Source organism: Pseudoalteromonas sp. CnMc7-15, from assembly GCF_022347925.1.
In the GTDB taxonomy this organism is placed as follows: Bacteria; Pseudomonadota; Gammaproteobacteria; order Enterobacterales; family Alteromonadaceae; genus Pseudoalteromonas; species Pseudoalteromonas ruthenica.
The window spans coordinates 221,153-238,541 of record NZ_JAKRFT010000004.1; the positions used below are offsets into that span (position 1 = coordinate 221,153).

Genomic DNA, 17,389 nt, shown 5'->3' on the forward strand with positions numbered 1-17,389 from the left:
TTTTATTTATCATTATCTAAGTAATCAGCATCACGCTCGTAGACCAAAATATCACCGGGCTGACAGTGCAATACATCACAGATCGCAGCCAAGGTGCTAAAGCGAATCGCCTTTACTTTGCCATTTTTGAGTAAAGATAAGTTGGTCATCGAAATGCCTATTCTTTGCGACAATTCAGTGAGTGACATCTTTTTCTTTGCTAACTCAACATCAAGGTTTATGCGTATTTTCATGCTGACTAAATTACGACCAAAAACAATGTTTGTCAAAATATATTTTACGATAAACATAAAATATTTAGATTTGGGCTGATTGAGGATGGTTCATTTTCAATGGCAGAAGCGTGGTTCAGCAGTGGTCATACACACCCACTCAGTGTTAGCATTAAAGGAACAGGGAAGTATTAGGAATGTCGAATGCAGCAGCGTTTTCATTATATTGATAATCTACGGGGCTTAGCGTTATTACTTGGCGTCGTATTCCACGCCGCCTTGGCCTATGGCCCTTACTTTCACAATATGTGGCTGAGTGTCGACACCAACAAACATGTACTGTTTGATTATCTCGCCATGTGGACACACCTATTTCGCATGCCACTGTTTTTTGTTATCGCTGGGTTCTGCGCCGCTATTTTAGTGACCAAACGCGGTAACGGTCATTTTATTCGCAACCGCTGCAAGCGTGTGCTGCTGCCCTTTGTTATTTTTTTACCACTGACGCTGCTGGTGCTATTTCAACTAATGGTATGGGGAGTAGAGTTCAGTGATCATCCCCCACCGTTAGTAAATCTGCTTATGGCCGTGAAAGAGCCGCAGATCAACACTATGCATCTATGGTTTTTATGGTATTTGATGCAATTCTGTGCACTGTTTTGGTTGCTGAATAAAAATCAGCGGTTAATAAGCAAGTTGCTTGAGGTGGCTGTTAATCCGGTATTTATAGTGGTTGCGTTACCCGTTGTAATAAGTGCTGGGATGGCTCACTTAGTCGTGCCCTTCCCTGCACCCCACACCTTACAGCCGCAACTTTGGGCTTATTGCACCTATGGGCTTTTGTTTATGCTAGGTGCAAGTTTATACCATCACCACAATACCGTATTAGCAGCGCTGCGTTATTTTAAGCCGCTCGTGCTCGTTGCCTGTTTAACCGTGGGCGCGTATTTTTACCTATTACCTGAAGCACCGAGCCTTCAGCAAGTCAGGGTTGCCGTAAATACCGGTGAAACTCGCGTAGCGCATATCAACCTGTTGTTAGTTGTAGTACAAACCCTCGCCATATTAAGCTGCACCGCTGTGGCATATTTAGCGGGCTATCGCTGGCTGAACCAATACAATGAGTATAGCCGCTACATCTCCGACGCTTCCTATTGGATTTATCTTATGCACATTCCAGTATTAATGTGCGTGCAAATACCGCTCAGCAATACCCTGCTGCCAGCCTTCGCCAAGTTTACTATTTCACTTAGTACCACGTTGTTGATAGGTTTTATCAGCTACCATTTCGGCGTGAGATATACCGTGCTGGGGATGTTGTTAAATGGCACCAAGGCAACGCCTATGCAAGGCAAGGCGATGGATTCACCGCGCTAAGAGGTATCTGCCGTCGTTCTTGTTGTGCTAATACCGCAAGGCGAGTAAGGCAAGGTCTGTTTTTGGCTAGTCTAAGCCAAGAGTTTTGCCTTTGATAAACGGTAATGTGATGGTAAAGCGTGCACCGCCGAGTGGACTGTCGTCGACACTGATCTCGCCTTGGTGCCAATGAACAATTTTGCCACATATAGCCAAACCAAGGCCGTAGCCCCCAGTGCGTTTATCACGGCTTTTATCCAAGCGAATGAATGGTTTAAAGATATCTGCTCGTTTACTATCAGGGATCCCCTCGCCATCATCTTCGACACTGATGATACATTGCTCCTCGCTGGCTTGGAGGCGCACTTCTATACGACTGTGGGCATGTTTAATGGCATTGCCCAAAATATTTTGAAATGCACGGCTGATAAAGTGTGGATCGCAACGATACAAATTAGGCTGCTCATAAATTACTGAGATTGCAATTGCGCTGTCAAAATTGAGCTTGTCTACCAGTGATTCCATCAGTTCATTCAAATCCACTAAATGAGATTCTAAACTCGGACTTTGCGCGTCCAAGCGCGCGTAATGCAGCATTTCACTGACTAAATTTTCCAGCTCGGTAACATCACCGGTCATCGACTGCACATACTTGCGCTGTTTTTCATCGGCGCCCTGCTCAACCATTGCCAAGGCAAATTTAAGACGCGCTAGAGGGGTGCGAAACTCATGGGATACGGAGGAAGTCAGTTCACGTTGTGCGTCTAGCAAGCTGTGAATACGTCGCTGCATCACTTGCAGCGCATCGGTAATGGGCAATAAAAACGAGCGGCCAATGTCACTGACCTGAAACTCGCGACGGCCATCCACTTCGGCACAGGCTTCGCTGAGCTTATTAAAATCCCGCCACAACATGAAGCTCCACAGCCCCACCGGCGCACCAACGACCAAGAGCACTAACAGATACGGCCAAAAGAAGGCTTCTTTTTCAGGCTTTTCCAAGCGTACGGGGCCCACTTGTAAAAGCTGTAAATCGCCTACAGGGACATACCAAATAAGATGCTCATTGGCGTCATACACATGCACAGCTTCTTTATTATCGATCCGTGTTTGTAGCTCAACAGGCAAGGCAATGGCACCACTGTCGATGGTGCGCATAGGATAGTGACTTTGGATATATTGACGCCCTAATGGGCTTTGTGCCAGCGCTTTGAAGTTATGGCCTAACTCCAACGCTAACGGAGTCGATTGTTCATCAACGGGCCACAGGCGCTCGATTACGCCGGTCACCAACACTAAGGATACAATGATATATAGATAAAGGCTGACGAACAGTTTGCCCAAATTAGTTATTCACTCCACGCATCGCTTACAAACAGGTACCCCTGACCCCATACTGTTTTTATTCTATAGGGTTTATCACTATTATCACCTAGTTTTTTGCGTAATCGTGAAATTCGTACATCAACAGTTCTATCTAAACCATCGTACTGACGGCCAATCATTTGTTCGTGTACATATTCGCGGCTCAGTACATCACCAGCATTGCTTGCCAGTAACCACAATAGCTCGAACTCATGAGAGGTCAGCGATACTTCCTGCCCTTTCAACGTCACAATACGGCTATTTTTATCAATTTTAAGCTCGCCAAAGGTGACACTTTGCACGCTTTTATCTTGCTCTTGGGTGCGTCTTAACAATGCGGTAATACGCGCCAGCAGCACCCGAGGCTCAGCAGGTTTTATCACATAGTCATCTGCACCTAGCTCAAGACCGATGACCTGGTCAAAATCTTCGCCTTTGGCGGTCAACATTAAGATGGGTAGCGCGTACTTATCACGTACTTCGCGGCACACAGTGAAGCCATCCTTGCCTGGCAGCATGACATCTAAAATCATTAAATCCACTTTGTGTTTACTAAGGTAGTCCATCACCTCGTCACCGCGAGACAGCACTGCGACATGTAAATTATTCTGTTGCAGATAGTCTCGGGTTAGCTCTTGTAGAGCCAAATCGTCCTCAACTAAGAGTATGTTCGCCATGTGCCAACTCCTGAATTAAAAAAAACTCCACACCGAACGTAAGCGCCGACGCGAGCTTTGCATCGTTTGCAGTTCCAGTTGGGTATCTACGACTAATTCGCCGGTTTGTGCATGGGTAAGTGAGTATATGGCCGGTAACTGAACCTTGGCTTTATACTGCCACTGCCCTTGCCGTTGGTCTTGCCAGCATTGCAAGGTTCGCTCGTTCTCGCGCAAGCACACCGGCATCGCTTGCGGTAGTTGCCAGCGGATATGCATGGCCGTTTCGCACGCCTGCCCCTTTTCGGCAACCACACAGTATTGCGGAGCAATCACCAATGCCGTATCACTTAGCGTAAGCGTACTACTAAGTTGCATGGCATTAACTAAGGTCGCTGCAAAAACGGCACTGATCATATTAAAACACGTGCTTGAGGCCAATAAAGGCCGTTACTGCGCTCGACTCCTCAAACAAGGGACTATCATTGGCTAGGCTATGGTAGTCAATATAACCCACATGAAAGCGCAGCGCATTGCGCTTATTCAATATAAAGCTGACATCAATGTTGGCATAGGGCTGTAAAGTGCTGCCTAGGCTCAACGCATCTAGCCCGGTCACCTCTTGCTGTTGTAGGCCATAAAAGTAGGTATTCATTTCTGCATTAGCGTACTTGATACCCACCGTCGGTTCGACGATCCACCGCTGCATACGATAACTGTTACGCCAACTAATATCCGCGCGCCAACCGTTATAGACACTGGTGGTATCCGCCAGCGCATTAACGGTGACTTGCCCGGCGCTGGAAAAGTAATGGTACTCCAAGCCTACATCTAATGCCCACTGACGCTTTCGTACATCGTGAATATCAACGACCCGTGGGCCATCCATCTCCATACTAGCGAAAGAATTCCCTTGTAAAGCGAAGACGCGGCTCGGGTGCCAATCAACAAAAAAACGGGTTTCAGGGTTAAATTCAGTGACGACACTAAGCACATGTTCGGAGTGTTCAACAAAGGTGTAGCCTAGTTGCGCATTGTCAAAATACCAAGACTCGCCATAGTATGCGATATCGGGGATAAGTATTAATGGCAGATTATCACCACCATGAAGTGGATTGGTCATGCTGCCGTAGCCGATGTTAGCGCCGACATGCCACTGATTTAGCGCGACTTCCTCACCTTGTGCCGACGGCGCGCTAAACACCGCAGCGATCAGAAACATAGCCAATAGTCGACTGTGCGTGCCAAGCATAGATCACCCCTAAATTAAACGTCTCGACATGCTAGCAACACCCTTTTAACAGATCAGCAATAATTACAATCATTCACAAATTGCGTCCTTTTGATCACGCTTATAGAACCGATAGTGAATGCACTTAGGCATTATTTCAGTTGCGCCGCCAATTGCCAACATGCACCTAGTACTGATTCACTTAAACGGCGCTGTTGCGCGACTAAACCTATTTCAAAGGGCGGTGGCGCATCGTCCACATTTAAGATCTGCACGCTCTGTGCAAATGGACTATTTTCTAACACCACCTGAGGAATTAGAGCAACACCCAACCCCAAAGATACCATAGAGACCAATGCCTCGTGACCGCTGACTTGCGCATAAATAGGCGGTTGTATACGCCGCTTTCGCCACCAGCTGATTAGTCGGGTACGGTTCTCCCCTTGCTCAGGAATAATAAAAGGCAGCTGCTGCCAAGGAATGGAAGGTGAGTTAGCCACTTGGCGACTAATATCGCACGGTGTTTTAGGAGCAATAAATACTAATTGCGACCATCCTAGGCGGCGAAAGGCAATTTGCGCGGGTAACTTCGCTGGTTTAGCGGCGATAGCCACATCTTCATGGTGATCCAACACCCGTTCTAGCGCATAGGCAGGGTCGCCGGTATGCAGCTTTACTTCGACGCCGCAATAACGTTCGCGCACAGCACTTAATAACGGGTGTAAAAAACTATACGCGGCACTGACAGAGCAATAAATACTCAGCGCTCCTTGAAGCTCCTTCGCACCATGTAAACTAGCCTTTAGCTGTTGCCACTGCATCAACGTATTTTTCGCGTAGGTGATGAAATGCTCACCAGCATCGCTCAGCGCCACTTGACGATTGTCTCTAATAAATAACTTGGCATCTAACAGCTGCTCTAACTGCTTTATATTACGACTCAGCGTCGGTGCACTGATATAGCAGCGTTCACTGGCACGGCCAAAATGCAAGGTCTCCGCCAAGGCTAAAAAATATTCCAACTGTTTATGATGCATAACACTTTCCAGCATTTCATATTATGAAACACAGTAATACAAATATATCATTTTACGCAATATAAAAAGTGGCCTACATTCTCTAGCAATGACTTTTCAAAGTGCAGCAATTTTTTATTCAAGGATTTAACCATGGCAAACTATTTCAATACCCTGTCTCTGCGAGAGCAATTGGCTCAGTTAGGTCAATGCGAATTTATGGACAGCAGTGAGTTCAGCGACGGTGTGGATGCATTAGTAGGTAAGAAGCTCGTGATTGTCGGTTGTGGTGCGCAGGGACTCAACCAAGGCCTTAATCTCCGTGACTCAGGTTTGAACGTAAGCTATGCACTGCGTGATTCTGCTATTGAACAACAACGTCAATCATTTTTAAATGCCAGTGAAAACGGCTTTATCGTCGGGACTTACGAGGAACTGATCCCAGACGCTGATTTAGTGCTTAACCTAACGCCAGATAAGCAACATAGCAACGTCGTGGAAAAGGTCATGCCACTGATGAAACAAGGCGCAACTTTGGCCTATTCTCATGGCTTTAATATCGTTGAGGAAGGTCAACAAATTCGCGATGACATCACCGTGATCATGGTGGCACCGAAATGCCCAGGCTCTGAGGTACGAGAGGAATACAAACGTGGTTTTGGTGTACCTACACTCATTGCTGTGCACCCAGAAAATGACCCTGAAGGGAAAGGTTTAACACAAGCGAAGGCCTATGCGGCAGGCACCGGAGGCGATCGCGCTGGGGTGCTGCTGTCTTCTTTTGTCGCTGAGGTAAAATCCGACTTAATGGGCGAGCAAACTATTTTGTGTGGCATGTTACAAACCGGTTCACTATTGTGCTTTGATAAAATGGTCGAAAAAGGCATTGACGCTGGTTACGCATCCAAGCTCATCCAATATGGCTGGGAAGTGATCACCGAAGCCCTCAAACATGGTGGCGTTACCAACATGCTCGACCGCTTAAGTAACCCTGCCAAGCTGAAAGCCTTTGCTCTAAGCGAGGAGCTAAAAACGATTATGCGCCCGCTTTATAACAAGCACATGGATGACATTATCAGCGGCGAATTTTCCAAAGGCATGATGGCCGATTGGGCCGAAGACGACACTAAACTACTTAATTGGCGCGAGCAAACAGCGCAATCCGCCTTTGAAAAACAACAAAATAGTGACGTGGAAATAGCTGAACAAGAGTTTTTCGACAACGGGATTTTAATGGTCGCCATGGTGAAAGCCGGCGTTGAGCTGGCGTTCGAAACGATGACTGCAGCGGGTATCAAAGCAGAGTCTGCGTATTATGAGTCACTGCATGAAACACCATTGATAGCCAATACCATTGCACGGAAAAAACTCTACGAAATGAACCGCACTATCTCTGATACGGCAGAGTATGGCTGCTACCTATACAACCATGCTTGCTTGCCATTACTGCAACCCTTTATGGCTAATATTGACACCGACGTCATCGGTCGAGGCCTAGATAGCCAAGATTTAGGCGTTGATAACCAAGCGCTGATCCAAGTGAATGATGCACTGCGCGCTCACCCGGTCGAGCAAGTGGGTGGTGTACTGCGAGGCTATATGTCGGCCATGAAGAAAATTGTATAACCCTTTCGCTTGTTAGAAGCCAAGCCCAGCTGCTTTGCACTGGGCTTTTTTTATTGCAGCGGGTAGAATTATCTTAACCTACTTATTGTTGCCCTAAAGTTGTATGAAGCTAGCTCAACTCACAATTCGCCAAAAAGTCACGCTACTGGCCTCGTTTATTGCCATCGTAGTGGCGGCTATTATTGGCTCCATTTCACTGTATAGTGCTAAACAGGCTATTGCCGAGCGCATGCTCCACTCCGAGTTACCCGCTAAAGTAGAAGCCATTAATAACCATATCAGTAACGAGATTAACACCCTGATCAATGCCAGTGAGCAGCTAGCTAGCAGCGCTATGGTGGCGCGTTGGGCGCAAACCCAAGGACGCGCCGATGACGCCCTGCTAATTCAGCAGTTGCAACAAGTCGCACAACAATATGATTTAGCCACTGCCTCTTGGGCTAACCGCAATAGCGGCGAATATTGGAATCAAGACGGTTTTTTACGAGTCCTCACTGCTGAGCAAGACGGCTGGTTTTTCGCTTTTAAAGACAGTGCACAGCCCCGCTCTATCAGCATTTATCAAGAAGCCCCAGGGGACGTGAAAATGTTCGTCAATTACCAGCAAGTGGGCGGACTTGGACTGTCTGGCCTGGCGAAAAGTATTGATGACATGCAGCAGATGCTCGAGCGCTTTACAATCGAAAAGTCTGGCTTTGTGTATGTAGTTAACAGCCAAGGCTTAGTGCAGCTGCACCCTGACGCAGCACTGGTCGCCAAAGCCACGCTAGAAGATATTTATCAACAACCGGTAGGCACAGCGCTACTGGGCAATGAGTTTGCGATCACTGAACTCAACCTGCACCAAAGTGACTACTTTGTTGCCGCCAGCCCTATCACTAATACCGATTTGTACGTTATTGCCCAAGTCCCTACAGATGAAGTCTTTGCCAGTGTCAATGCGCTAATGTGGCAGATTGTTATGATTTCCATCGTCGTTGCAGCGTTAATGTGTGTGGCTGGGTTTGTATTAGCAACGAATATTACTGCCCCTATTAAAGACATCGCTCGACGCTTTATTGAGCTTGGGCAAGGGCAAGCACGCTTAGATCATCGTTTTGATACCCTGCGTCAACCCGAGCTGCGCGAGCTCACCAGCGGATTTAATGAGTTTTTATCGAAAATAGACAATGCGATTAAAGCGGTCGCACAGCAAAGCCAACAGGTCGGCCACAGCGCTAGCGAGCTGCGCCAGCAAGCCGGTGCTCAAGCCAGTTCGCTAGAGGAACAAAAGCAGCAAACAATCAGTGTAGCAACGGCTGCAAACCAAATGGAAGCCACGGTTGCAGAAATAGCCAACAACGCCGCTAGTGCAGCCTCGCTCACTGCCGAAGGGCAACAGCATAATGAGTTTAATCGCACTCAAGTAGCCGATGCACTGGCGCAAATAAACAGTCTCGCCCAAGGCGTAGAACAAATGAGCGAAGAGTTGCAAGAGTTAGTCGCCAAAACCTCAGAAATATCCGATGTGGTCAGTGCCATAACGGGAATATCCGAGCAAACTAACTTACTGGCGCTAAACGCAGCGATTGAGTCTGCCCGCGCTGGTGAACACGGCCGAGGCTTTGCCGTTGTCGCTGATGAAGTACGCGCGTTAGCAAGTAGAACGTCAAGCTCCACGGCACAGATTCAACGCACTATCGATAGCCTTAACGATTCGGCCAACAATATGGTGGCGCGAATGGAACAAGCCCGTTCAGGCGCGCTGCGTAGTGTTGAAATTATGGAGCAAAGCAGCACCCTACTAAATGATAACGCCAAAGCTAGCGAACAAATTAACGACATTACCACGATTATTGCCACCGCGACCGAAGAGCAAAGCTCGGTAATGAGTGATGTAAGCCGACAAGTTGAAATGATCAGCAGTGCCAGTGACGCTATCGCCATGCAAAGCGCCGATGTCAAAGCCACAGTCACGACCTTGCACGAATGTGCAGAGCAGCTTGATGCATTAGTGGCAAGCTTTGATAAGCGCTAACACTCATCATTTGTAACAATTTAGCGCCCTAATACTTGCCTCTCGGTCTATAATTAACCAATATGTTGTTGATTGTAGACCGAGGTTTTCGGTAGGAGGTAACAATGCGGTGCTTATCTTTGCTGGCCTTTATATTGTTGTTGGCAGGCTGTAGCAGTACTGAGCAATCACACCTGCCACCGCCGCCGGTGAATTTAACCTACCATCCCGAGCTTCAAGCCTTGCCTGTTGAAAGTATGGACGATATTTTCAACCTCAACAGCGATATGAAAGCACAACTCAATCAAGCCTTCGCTTCGCGTTTTGGTGATTTAAGCGCAACCAAACGCTTAATTATGTTCCTACTCAATAATGGCGATAAGAGTTTGCGTTATCAAAGTGGTGCTACGCTGACTGCTCAGCAAACCTATAACCAGCTCAACGCTAATTGCTTATCCTTGTCTATTTTGGCCTTCAGTATGGCCGAGCACTTGGGCTTAGAAGGTGAATTTCAACGCGTCCATATCCCCGAATATTGGGCCCTCGACAAAGGCTACAACCTGCTCACCGGCCATATCAACTTAAAATTACGCATGCCGAAAGTGCGCCGCAGCGATGTCATTAACCTTTATGACAACCAAGGCGCTATGTTGGTTGACTTTGCGCCAGACATCTCCGGCGACAACTTCAAAACCACAACCATCAGCAAAGAACGTGTAGCAGCCATGTTTTATAACAATAAAGGGGCGGCGGCGTTGGTGAATAACAAGCGTAACGAGGCGTTCAGTTATTTCCTGGCGGCTACACAGATGGACCCAAGCTACTCTGGTGGGTGGGGTAATCTCGGTATCTTATTTCGGGTGATCGAGGATTATCAGCGCGCCGAGCAAGCTTATGACTATGCCTTATTAGCCGACGCGAACAATAATACAGCAGCGGGTAATTTAGCCATCTTGTATCAACTTACTGGGCGTCAGCAACAAGCTCAAGAAATTGAAACCGCGTTGGCAAATAAACGCAAAACTAACCCTTATTACCAAGTGGCCCTTGGCAATGAAGACATTGTAAAGAAACAATATAGCCAAGCTTTAGCGCATTTCCGTAAGGCCCGTGAGCTAGACGGGCGCATGCATGAGAGCTACTTTGGACTGGCGCGTACCTATTACCTTATGGGCGATATCAAGGCCGCACGCAAGCATCTCACAATGGCACATCAGCGCGCGCAGTTTAAGTATGATAAAGAACGCTATCGCGGTAAGCTGGCAGCGCTGAATTTAGTTGCCAGTAATCGATGAGCAAATACGGATGGCTTATTTTGATGTTGTCGCTGAGCTCTGGCGCTTCAGCGACAAACTGGCAAGATGATATCGCCTATTTATCTAGCCCGGCATTGGCGGGACGAAAAACAGGCTCAGCGCCGAGTAAGCTCGCTCAACAGTATATTGTTCAGCGTCTGACCGAGCTAGGTTATCGCACTGAACGCGCTGGTTTCTCTTTTACAAGTGGTTTTTTTGCCAACACTCAAGGCATTAACATCTTTACCAGCGAATGCCAAACCCGCTGTTTAGTGATCAGTGCTCATTATGATCATCTCGGCCGCCATGGTCAGCGCTACTATCCAGGAGCCAACGATAATGCCTCAGGAGTCGCTGCCCTGCTGTACTTAGCGCAGCAACTGAAAGCCATGAAAGAGCAAATTATTTTTGTCGCCTTTGATGGCGAAGAGCAAGGCCTGCATGGGGCCAAGCATTTTGTCGAAACTCAGCCTGCGCAGCGCCTGTATACAAACTTAAACCTCGACATGCTGAATTTAACCAACGCTCGCAGCAGATTGTTCGTATACGCGCCACATAAAATGTGTGCAGCGGCAAAGCAAAGCTTAATCAACAGCCCAGTAAAACTCAGTGTAGTGCGCTCGGGAAGAAGCATTAATCGTCGCTTGGGGAAAGACATCACCGATTGGCGCCGGGCCAGTGATCACTATGCCTTTTTGCGCCGAGGGATTGCGGCAATATTTATAACCGCAGCAGAAGATAAGCATTACCACAGCCCTGAAGATACCTTCGAGCATATCAACAAAGCGCGTTATCAAGCTACACTGCCTATGCTAGCGCAGTTTAGTCGCGCTCTACTCACTAGGCAGTGTCAGGCTGTAGCACATCCACGATAGCCGCCGCGTAATTATCGGTAGAGGCAATGAAATGGGCTTTCGTTGCGCGACGCATTTTTTTTACTTGCCATTCCAACTTACAGGCGTCACTGCGTGAGCCAACCGGAGTCGCAAAAATGAGCGATAACGGTCCTTTGCCACGTAAATTCTTAGCCCCTTTACCCTGCTGATGAGCCTCAAAGCGCTTTACAACGTCGTTACTCACGCCTGTGTACCAATGGTTATGACGCGTCTGTACGATATATAACCACCACCACTGATGACTTTCACTTTCTATAAAACTATTTGCCTTCGCGGCGGTCTGATGTAGCATTTGACGCTTTACCTTCAGTGCACAATAGGTATCATGCTAACAATAATTAATAAGGACTGATAAACGAACATGCAGTGGTTAAAACCGTATTCGCTGGCCGTAGCCGTAGTTTTGTCATGCAGTATTCTAAGCGCATGCTCTAGTTGGGTCTACCGCATTAACATTCCCCAAGGGAACTTTTTAGAGCAATCTGACGTGGATCAGCTTCGCGTTAATATGACCCGCGAGCAAGTGTTGTTCGTGTTAGGTAAACCCGTTGCCGAAGATGCGTTCGACGACGACACTTGGCACTATCTATATGTATTTAACTTGGGCCGTAAAAACGAACAACGCAAGCAGCTTACGCTTGAGTTTGAAGACCAAAAACTCGCCCGAGTTATCTCTGACGACTACGAGCAACCAGAACAATTTAACACTCCTTTGGAGCAATAAACGCTCATAGGTGATACGTAATAGGCTGACAACTCGGGCTCTTACGTTGTAAAAACGCGGCTTTCATGCCGCGTTTTTTAATTCCCTGCTCGCCAAGCGGCAATGTTGCGCAGCTCCCGAGCCATAACCTGTCGTTCATGGACCAACAATGCCTGATATTGGCACGCACTCACAGGCGTTATACAACCATGGTAAGTTCGCCTGTACTGGCTATATAAAGCGTCGAAAATGCTCGCGACTCGCGCTAGGTGAAAACCAGAAGTAACGATGTGTAAGCAAGCCTTTGCATGGGTTGCCAGCACTGGCTGACTAAGCAATGCATCCTCAAAGGTAAAGCGGCTCATAGTTGGCGCAAGCAGTGCCTTGCGCTCGACGCCCTGGGTTATTAAATGCTGCTGTTGAAGCGCACTATGAGCCCAGGGTGATTGATTAAAGTGCTCCCCAAAGCCACCCGTGCACAGCACATGCGTCTGACCTTGGCTATTTAAACGATAATAGAGCTTGGCCGCATACTCTCCCCGGGCTCGAGCGATGTCACTCAGTTGCCCGAAGCGGTCATTCGGTGCTCCGAGCACAACCACCACGGCGTAAGAAAGCCCGCCATCAGCGCTTTGCGCGCTATTCTTTGACTTTACCACCAGTCACTTTATTGGCGCGCCCCTCTTCTTTGGCTTTTTCCGCACGACGACGGCGAGCCTCTTTGGGGTCAGCAATAAGTGGGCGATAGATTTCTACCCGGTCACCTTGTTTGAGCTCAGTATCAAGCTTGCAGGTGCGGTTCCATACCCCTAAAGTTAAGTTCGCCATGTCAATCTCAGGGCACTTGTCAACGATGCCCGACTTCAACACGGCTTCTTCTGCGGTACTGCCCTTAGGGATCTCCACCCGTAAGGTGGTGGCTTTGTCCGGCAGTGCAAACACCACTTCGACTTCAATCATGCCCGCTCCCCATAAACGACCTTGGCCCGTTGGGTAAACGCTTTTACCATATTTTTAGCTACATCATTGAAAATACGGCCAAACGCCATTTCCACTAGCTTGCTCGCGAACTCAAACTCCAATTTCAGACTGACCTTACAAGCATGCTCATCAAGAGGCTTAAAATGCCAATGACCATGTAAATGCTTAAAAGGGCCATCCACCAGCTGTAAGGCAATGGTATATGCTTGCTCATCGAGCTTGTTTTCTGTGGTAAACCACTTTTTTAAACCGGCCTTGGAAATCTCCAGACCGGCGCGCATGGTATTGTCTCCCTGAGCAAAGACTTTCGAATCGCTACAATGGGGCAAAAACTGCGGGTACGCGTCGACATCATTCACTAAGTCGAACATTTCTTGGCTGCTGTACATGACCAGCGCTGACTTTTCTATCTGGGGCATAACCTCTCCTCACAATAGCCGCAATTCTAGCAAGCTTTCTTAAGCGCCCCAAGTACCCTGTGCAAAACCAGAAAACTCACTTTATTCATTGAGCGCTAAGCAAAAAAATGATGTAAATACACAGACAATCAGTATAATGGCGACGTTATGGCAAAGAAAAAAACCGCAAAATCGACCTCAAATACCATCGCGCTAAATAAAAAAGCGCGCCATGAGTATTTTTTACACGATAAATTCGAAGCTGGCGTTGAACTACAAGGCTGGGAAGTAAAGAGTATCCGTGCCGGTAAGGTCAATATCTCGGAAACGTATATTCATATTAAAAACGGTGAAGCGTTTTTATTGGGGAGTCAAATTCAGCCCCTTAACAGTGCTTCGACACACACAGTGTGTGATCCGATGCGCTATCGCAAGCTGCTATTGAATAAGCGTGAAATTGACCGTCTTATTGGCGCAACCGAACGCGAAGGGTACTCGCTTGTTGCCACCGCTATGTATTGGAAAAAATGCTGGGTGAAACTGGAGTTCCACCTCGCCAAAGGTAAGAAAATGCACGATAAACGTGCTGATACCAAAGATAAAGATTGGGCTCGAGAAAAAGAGCGCACAATGAAACATAAAGTCAGATAAAAGCGAGCTCTAGCTCGCTTTTTTATTACTCGAGAAATTCCTCTTAAATTCAACACCTTACTAATTACCTTCAGTTGGCATTCAGCTAAATCACTGGTCAATAACAAATTTTATTACAAATTACCCCTAATAGGTCATTGCCAAATTCTTGTAAAGAATGTTAATCCTATGTTGTTTGCTTGATTCACGACAGTCACCCTAACTGATTGTTAATCAACGACGTGTAGACATACTCCATCCCCGTAAGTCGGGAAGCTAAAAGGACTCTCTTGGCGACTCCTCACGCATTGACTGAGTATGCAGCCGTTTGCCCACGCCGTTAGGCTTAGGTGTCTCTAGCAAATGTATTCAAGACAACTAAAAGTTTCCCTTTAGGAAACATAACAACAAGGATTTCAGGATGAGAAAGTTTACTCCGTGCACTGTGCGCACTGCCCTAAGCCTCGCTTTAGGCTCTGCTGCGTTATCCCTCCCCTCTGTTGCCAGCGCTAACGAAACCGGTGGTGAAGGTGTAGAACGAATAGAAGTCACTGGCTCGCGTATTAAGCGCACCGATATGGAAGGGCCATCTCCTGTACAAAGCATAGGTAAAGAAGACATTGCCAATATGGGCTACGACAACTTGCAACAATTGCTAGAACGTATGCCTGTAGCTGGTAACGGCACCTTCTCTACTCGCGGCAACAACCAAGACTCAACCGCAAACGGCGGCGCCGCTGTTAGCTTACGGGGGCTAGGACCGGATGCCACTTTGGTGCTTATTAATGGCCGCCGAGTCGCCATCAGCGCCTTCGCCGAGAGCATCACCAATTCTTTTGTCGATATCAACTCGATTCCAGTATCAGCCATTGAACGTATCGATATCCTTAAGGACGGCGCCTCGGCCATTTATGGCTCAGACGCTGTTGCTGGGGTAGTGAACGTAATTTTGAAAAAAGACATTGAAGGGATTGAAGTCAACCTTGGCTACGGAGAAACGACCGGCCCCGACTATGATGAAACCACCGCAAGTTTAGTATGGGGCACAACCAGTGATAAAGGCAGTGCGTCGGTGATTCTGGACTATTTCAAGAATACCGGTTTAGAGTCAGCGGAAATGGGTAAGCTGGGTACCGCAAACCAAGCGCCTTATGGTGGCATGGATTTTCGTTCATCACGTGGGTTCCCGGGCTACTTTTACGTCGATGGTGAAAAGACTATCGACCCGAACTGCCCACCCGAGAGTGCCACCGCCAGTGGCAGCTGTTTGTTCGACTATGGTCCGTACGGTTTTATCACGCCTCCTGCAGAGCGCGTAGGCGCCATTGCTCAGTTTGATTACAACTTCGATAACGATATCACTGCGTTTTTGGAAATTGCAGCGCAGCACAACACCTCTGAAGCCGGTGGTGCACCAACACCACTTGATGAAGACGCAGGCCTTACCGTTCCGGGCTCCCACCCTAACAACCCGTTCGGACAAGACATAGAAATTGGTCGTTATCGTACCGTTGATGCGGGTCCTCGTCGTTGGGATATCGAGTCTGATACACTGCGCTTCGTAGCCGGCTTGCGCGGTGTGATCAACGACTGGGACTGGGAAGTGGCCGCGCAAAAAGGCCGCTCAAAGTCAGAGCAAACGGGCGATCGCTCTATGGGTTGGGTCCGTGTTGATTTCCTACAGCAGGAGATTGATGCCGGTAACTATAACCCCTTCGGCGGTGTCCAAAACGATCCGGCGGTGATTGACCGCATTACCACCAGCTTAGTGCGCCGTGGTGAGTCGCATATGACTTCTTTTGATGCCAGTATCAGTGGTGAAGCGTTCGAATTTAACGATGCCATGGTGATGATGGCTGCAGGTCTTGAGTACCGTGAAGAAGATGTCAGCGATGTGCCTGACGATCAGTTCCAGCGCGGCCTTATCTTTGGTACTGAGTCCGTCTCTGCCGCTGCAGAGCGTGACCAGTGGGCGGCTTATGTGGAGTTCTCCATTCCTCTGCGCGATGACTTAGAGTTGCAATTAGCCGGTCGTCACGATGACTACAGTGATTTTGGCTCTACCACTAACCCTAAGGTTGCCTTGAAATGGGCGCCTAGTGATGAGTTTTCCCTGCGTGGTTCATGGGCACAAGGCTTCCGCGCGCCGTCTTTGGCGCAGATCGGCCTAGGCCCATCAGAAGAAAGCCAATTCTTCGTCGATACCTATCGCTGTCAAGCCACCGGACAAGATTGCGATCTACTTGATTACAATATCGAGTTTGCTGGTAACCCAGACTTAGAAGCTGAAGAGTCTGAGTCTTGGAACGTTGGTGCTATTTGGGCACCCACCACCGATTTAGGTATCTCTGTTGATGTCTGGAGCATTGAACAAGATAACAAAATCGACGAGCAAGACTTCGGTATGATTTACAACACGCACTGTAACGATCAAAACAGCACCGTGTGTGTACGCTTGCCACCGGCCAATGGCGAGGCGCTAGGCGTTATTCAAACCGTCAATAGCACCTTTGAGAACGTCTCATCACAAGAAGCATCAGGGGTTGATTTATCAACCAACTACAGCATGGACCTTGCCGACATGGGGCTATTGAAGTTTAATCTTGAATGGTCTTACATGCATGAGTTCAACAAGGATGACCGCGAGTATATTGGCGAGTACGAGTATCCTAAACACCGTGGCTTGTTTAGCACGAACTGGGAGTTCAACGACTTCAACGTCAATATGAATATCAGCTATATCGGTTCATTCGAGGACACACCGGATATCGACTTCGATGGTAACCTGGATTTCGACACCGAGACTTCTCGTGATGTTGCCTCGCAAACCCTCGTCGATATTCAAGGTGCTTATCACATCAATGATGCAGTACGCGTATCTGTGGGTGTGAATAACCTCTTTGACGACGAGCCGCCATTTGCCATTGGCGATGGTGATTCTGACCTTTACGGTTATGTATCGTCTATCCATAACCCCCGTGGACGCTACGTATACACCAACTTAACGTGGCGCTTTAACTAAGCCACT

The 17,389-nt window shown here is 47.9% G+C and carries 18 protein-coding genes; 8 read left to right on the forward strand and 10 right to left on the reverse strand.

Features of this window, described 5'->3' with window-relative positions:
* Positions 1-2: 2 nt before the first annotated feature.
* Positions 3-233: a helix-turn-helix transcriptional regulator gene (locus tag MHM95_RS11450; protein ID WP_045978285.1), complete on the reverse strand. Its 231-nt coding sequence runs from the start codon at positions 231-233 to the stop codon at positions 3-5.
* 183 nt (positions 234-416) lie between these two features.
* Between MHM95_RS11450 and MHM95_RS11455 the strand changes: the two genes are divergently transcribed.
* Positions 417-1,589 (forward strand): acyltransferase family protein, encoded by a 1,173-nt coding sequence (locus MHM95_RS11455; RefSeq protein WP_239385322.1) that lies wholly within the window; start codon positions 417-419, stop codon positions 1,587-1,589.
* Between the two features lie 66 nt (positions 1,590-1,655).
* On the opposite strand, the gene MHM95_RS11460 is transcribed toward MHM95_RS11455, so the two are convergent.
* The 5 genes from MHM95_RS11460 to ilvY form a co-directional block, all read right to left on the reverse strand.
* The gene (locus MHM95_RS11460) at positions 1,656-2,912 is read right to left on the reverse strand and encodes an ATP-binding protein (RefSeq protein WP_239385323.1); all 1,257 of its coding nucleotides are present in this window, start codon (positions 2,910-2,912) and stop codon (positions 1,656-1,658) included.
* 5 nt (positions 2,913-2,917) lie between these two features.
* Positions 2,918-3,610 (reverse strand): response regulator, encoded by a 693-nt coding sequence (locus MHM95_RS11465; protein WP_022945728.1) that lies wholly within the window; start codon positions 3,608-3,610, stop codon positions 2,918-2,920.
* Positions 3,611-3,625: 15 nt separating this feature from the next.
* The gene (locus MHM95_RS11470; protein WP_022945729.1) at positions 3,626-4,006 is read right to left on the reverse strand and encodes a DUF3019 domain-containing protein; all 381 of its coding nucleotides are present in this window, start codon (positions 4,004-4,006) and stop codon (positions 3,626-3,628) included.
* Position 4,007: 1 nt separating this feature from the next.
* Positions 4,008-4,841, reverse strand: coding sequence for a MipA/OmpV family protein (locus MHM95_RS11475; protein ID WP_022945730.1), 834 nt, complete (start codon positions 4,839-4,841; stop codon positions 4,008-4,010).
* A gap of 131 nt (positions 4,842-4,972) precedes the next feature.
* Positions 4,973-5,857 carry an HTH-type transcriptional activator IlvY gene (gene ilvY / locus MHM95_RS11480; RefSeq protein WP_239385324.1) on the reverse strand — a complete coding sequence of 295 codons (885 nt, stop codon included), beginning with the start codon at positions 5,855-5,857 and terminating at the stop codon, positions 4,973-4,975.
* A gap of 132 nt (positions 5,858-5,989) precedes the next feature.
* Here ilvY and ilvC point away from each other — a divergent pair, with 132 nt between their 5' ends.
* The 4 genes from ilvC to MHM95_RS11500 all read left to right on the forward strand — a co-directional run bounded on the left by ilvC (position 5,990) and on the right by MHM95_RS11500 (position 11,628).
* Positions 5,990-7,462, forward strand: a complete 1,473-nt coding sequence (gene ilvC, locus MHM95_RS11485; protein ID WP_130147365.1) for a ketol-acid reductoisomerase — start codon at positions 5,990-5,992, stop codon at positions 7,460-7,462.
* Positions 7,463-7,565: 103 nt separating this feature from the next.
* A complete protein-coding gene (locus tag MHM95_RS11490; protein ID WP_239385325.1) occupies positions 7,566-9,479 on the forward strand; it encodes a methyl-accepting chemotaxis protein in 1,914 nt (637 codons plus the stop codon).
* 104 nt (positions 9,480-9,583) lie between these two features.
* Positions 9,584-10,753, forward strand: a complete 1,170-nt coding sequence (locus tag MHM95_RS11495; RefSeq protein ID WP_026111222.1) for a tetratricopeptide repeat protein — start codon at positions 9,584-9,586, stop codon at positions 10,751-10,753.
* A complete protein-coding gene (locus tag MHM95_RS11500) occupies positions 10,750-11,628 on the forward strand; it encodes a M28 family peptidase (protein ID WP_239385326.1) in 879 nt (292 codons plus the stop codon). Before MHM95_RS11495 ends, MHM95_RS11500 begins: the two co-directional genes overlap by 4 nt.
* On the opposite strand, the gene MHM95_RS11505 is transcribed toward MHM95_RS11500, so the two are convergent.
* Positions 11,594-11,941, reverse strand: a complete 348-nt coding sequence (locus tag MHM95_RS11505) for a GIY-YIG nuclease family protein (protein ID WP_239385327.1) — start codon at positions 11,939-11,941, stop codon at positions 11,594-11,596. The genes MHM95_RS11500 and MHM95_RS11505 overlap by 35 nt on opposite strands.
* Before the next feature lie 69 nt (positions 11,942-12,010).
* Between MHM95_RS11505 and bamE the strand changes: the two genes are divergently transcribed.
* A complete protein-coding gene (gene bamE, locus MHM95_RS11510; protein ID WP_022945736.1) occupies positions 12,011-12,373 on the forward strand; it encodes an outer membrane protein assembly factor BamE in 363 nt (120 codons plus the stop codon).
* Between the two features lie 77 nt (positions 12,374-12,450).
* Here the strand turns inward: bamE and MHM95_RS11515 are convergent, their stop codons facing one another.
* Genes MHM95_RS11515 through MHM95_RS11525 form a run of 3 tightly spaced genes read right to left on the reverse strand, consistent with a single transcriptional unit; the run spans position 12,451 to position 13,752 of the window.
* A complete protein-coding gene (locus MHM95_RS11515) occupies positions 12,451-13,011 on the reverse strand; it encodes a YdcF family protein (RefSeq protein ID WP_239385328.1) in 561 nt (186 codons plus the stop codon).
* Positions 12,992-13,312, reverse strand: a complete 321-nt coding sequence (locus MHM95_RS11520) for an RnfH family protein (protein WP_022945738.1) — start codon at positions 13,310-13,312, stop codon at positions 12,992-12,994. The genes MHM95_RS11515 and MHM95_RS11520 overlap by 20 nt, the downstream gene beginning before the upstream one ends.
* A complete protein-coding gene (locus MHM95_RS11525) occupies positions 13,309-13,752 on the reverse strand; it encodes a type II toxin-antitoxin system RatA family toxin (protein WP_022945739.1) in 444 nt (147 codons plus the stop codon). The genes MHM95_RS11520 and MHM95_RS11525 overlap by 4 nt, the downstream gene beginning before the upstream one ends.
* 147 nt (positions 13,753-13,899) lie before the next feature.
* On the opposite strand from MHM95_RS11525, the gene smpB reads away from it, so the two are divergent.
* Together smpB and MHM95_RS11535 are read left to right on the forward strand one after the other, a co-directional pair.
* The gene (gene smpB, locus MHM95_RS11530) at positions 13,900-14,382 is read left to right on the forward strand and encodes an SsrA-binding protein SmpB (protein WP_022945740.1); all 483 of its coding nucleotides are present in this window, start codon (positions 13,900-13,902) and stop codon (positions 14,380-14,382) included.
* 400 nt (positions 14,383-14,782) lie between these two features.
* Complete coding sequence (locus MHM95_RS11535) at positions 14,783-17,383, forward strand: TonB-dependent receptor (RefSeq protein WP_239385329.1); 2,601 nt, start codon at positions 14,783-14,785, stop codon at positions 17,381-17,383.
* Positions 17,384-17,389: the final 6 nt, after the last annotated feature.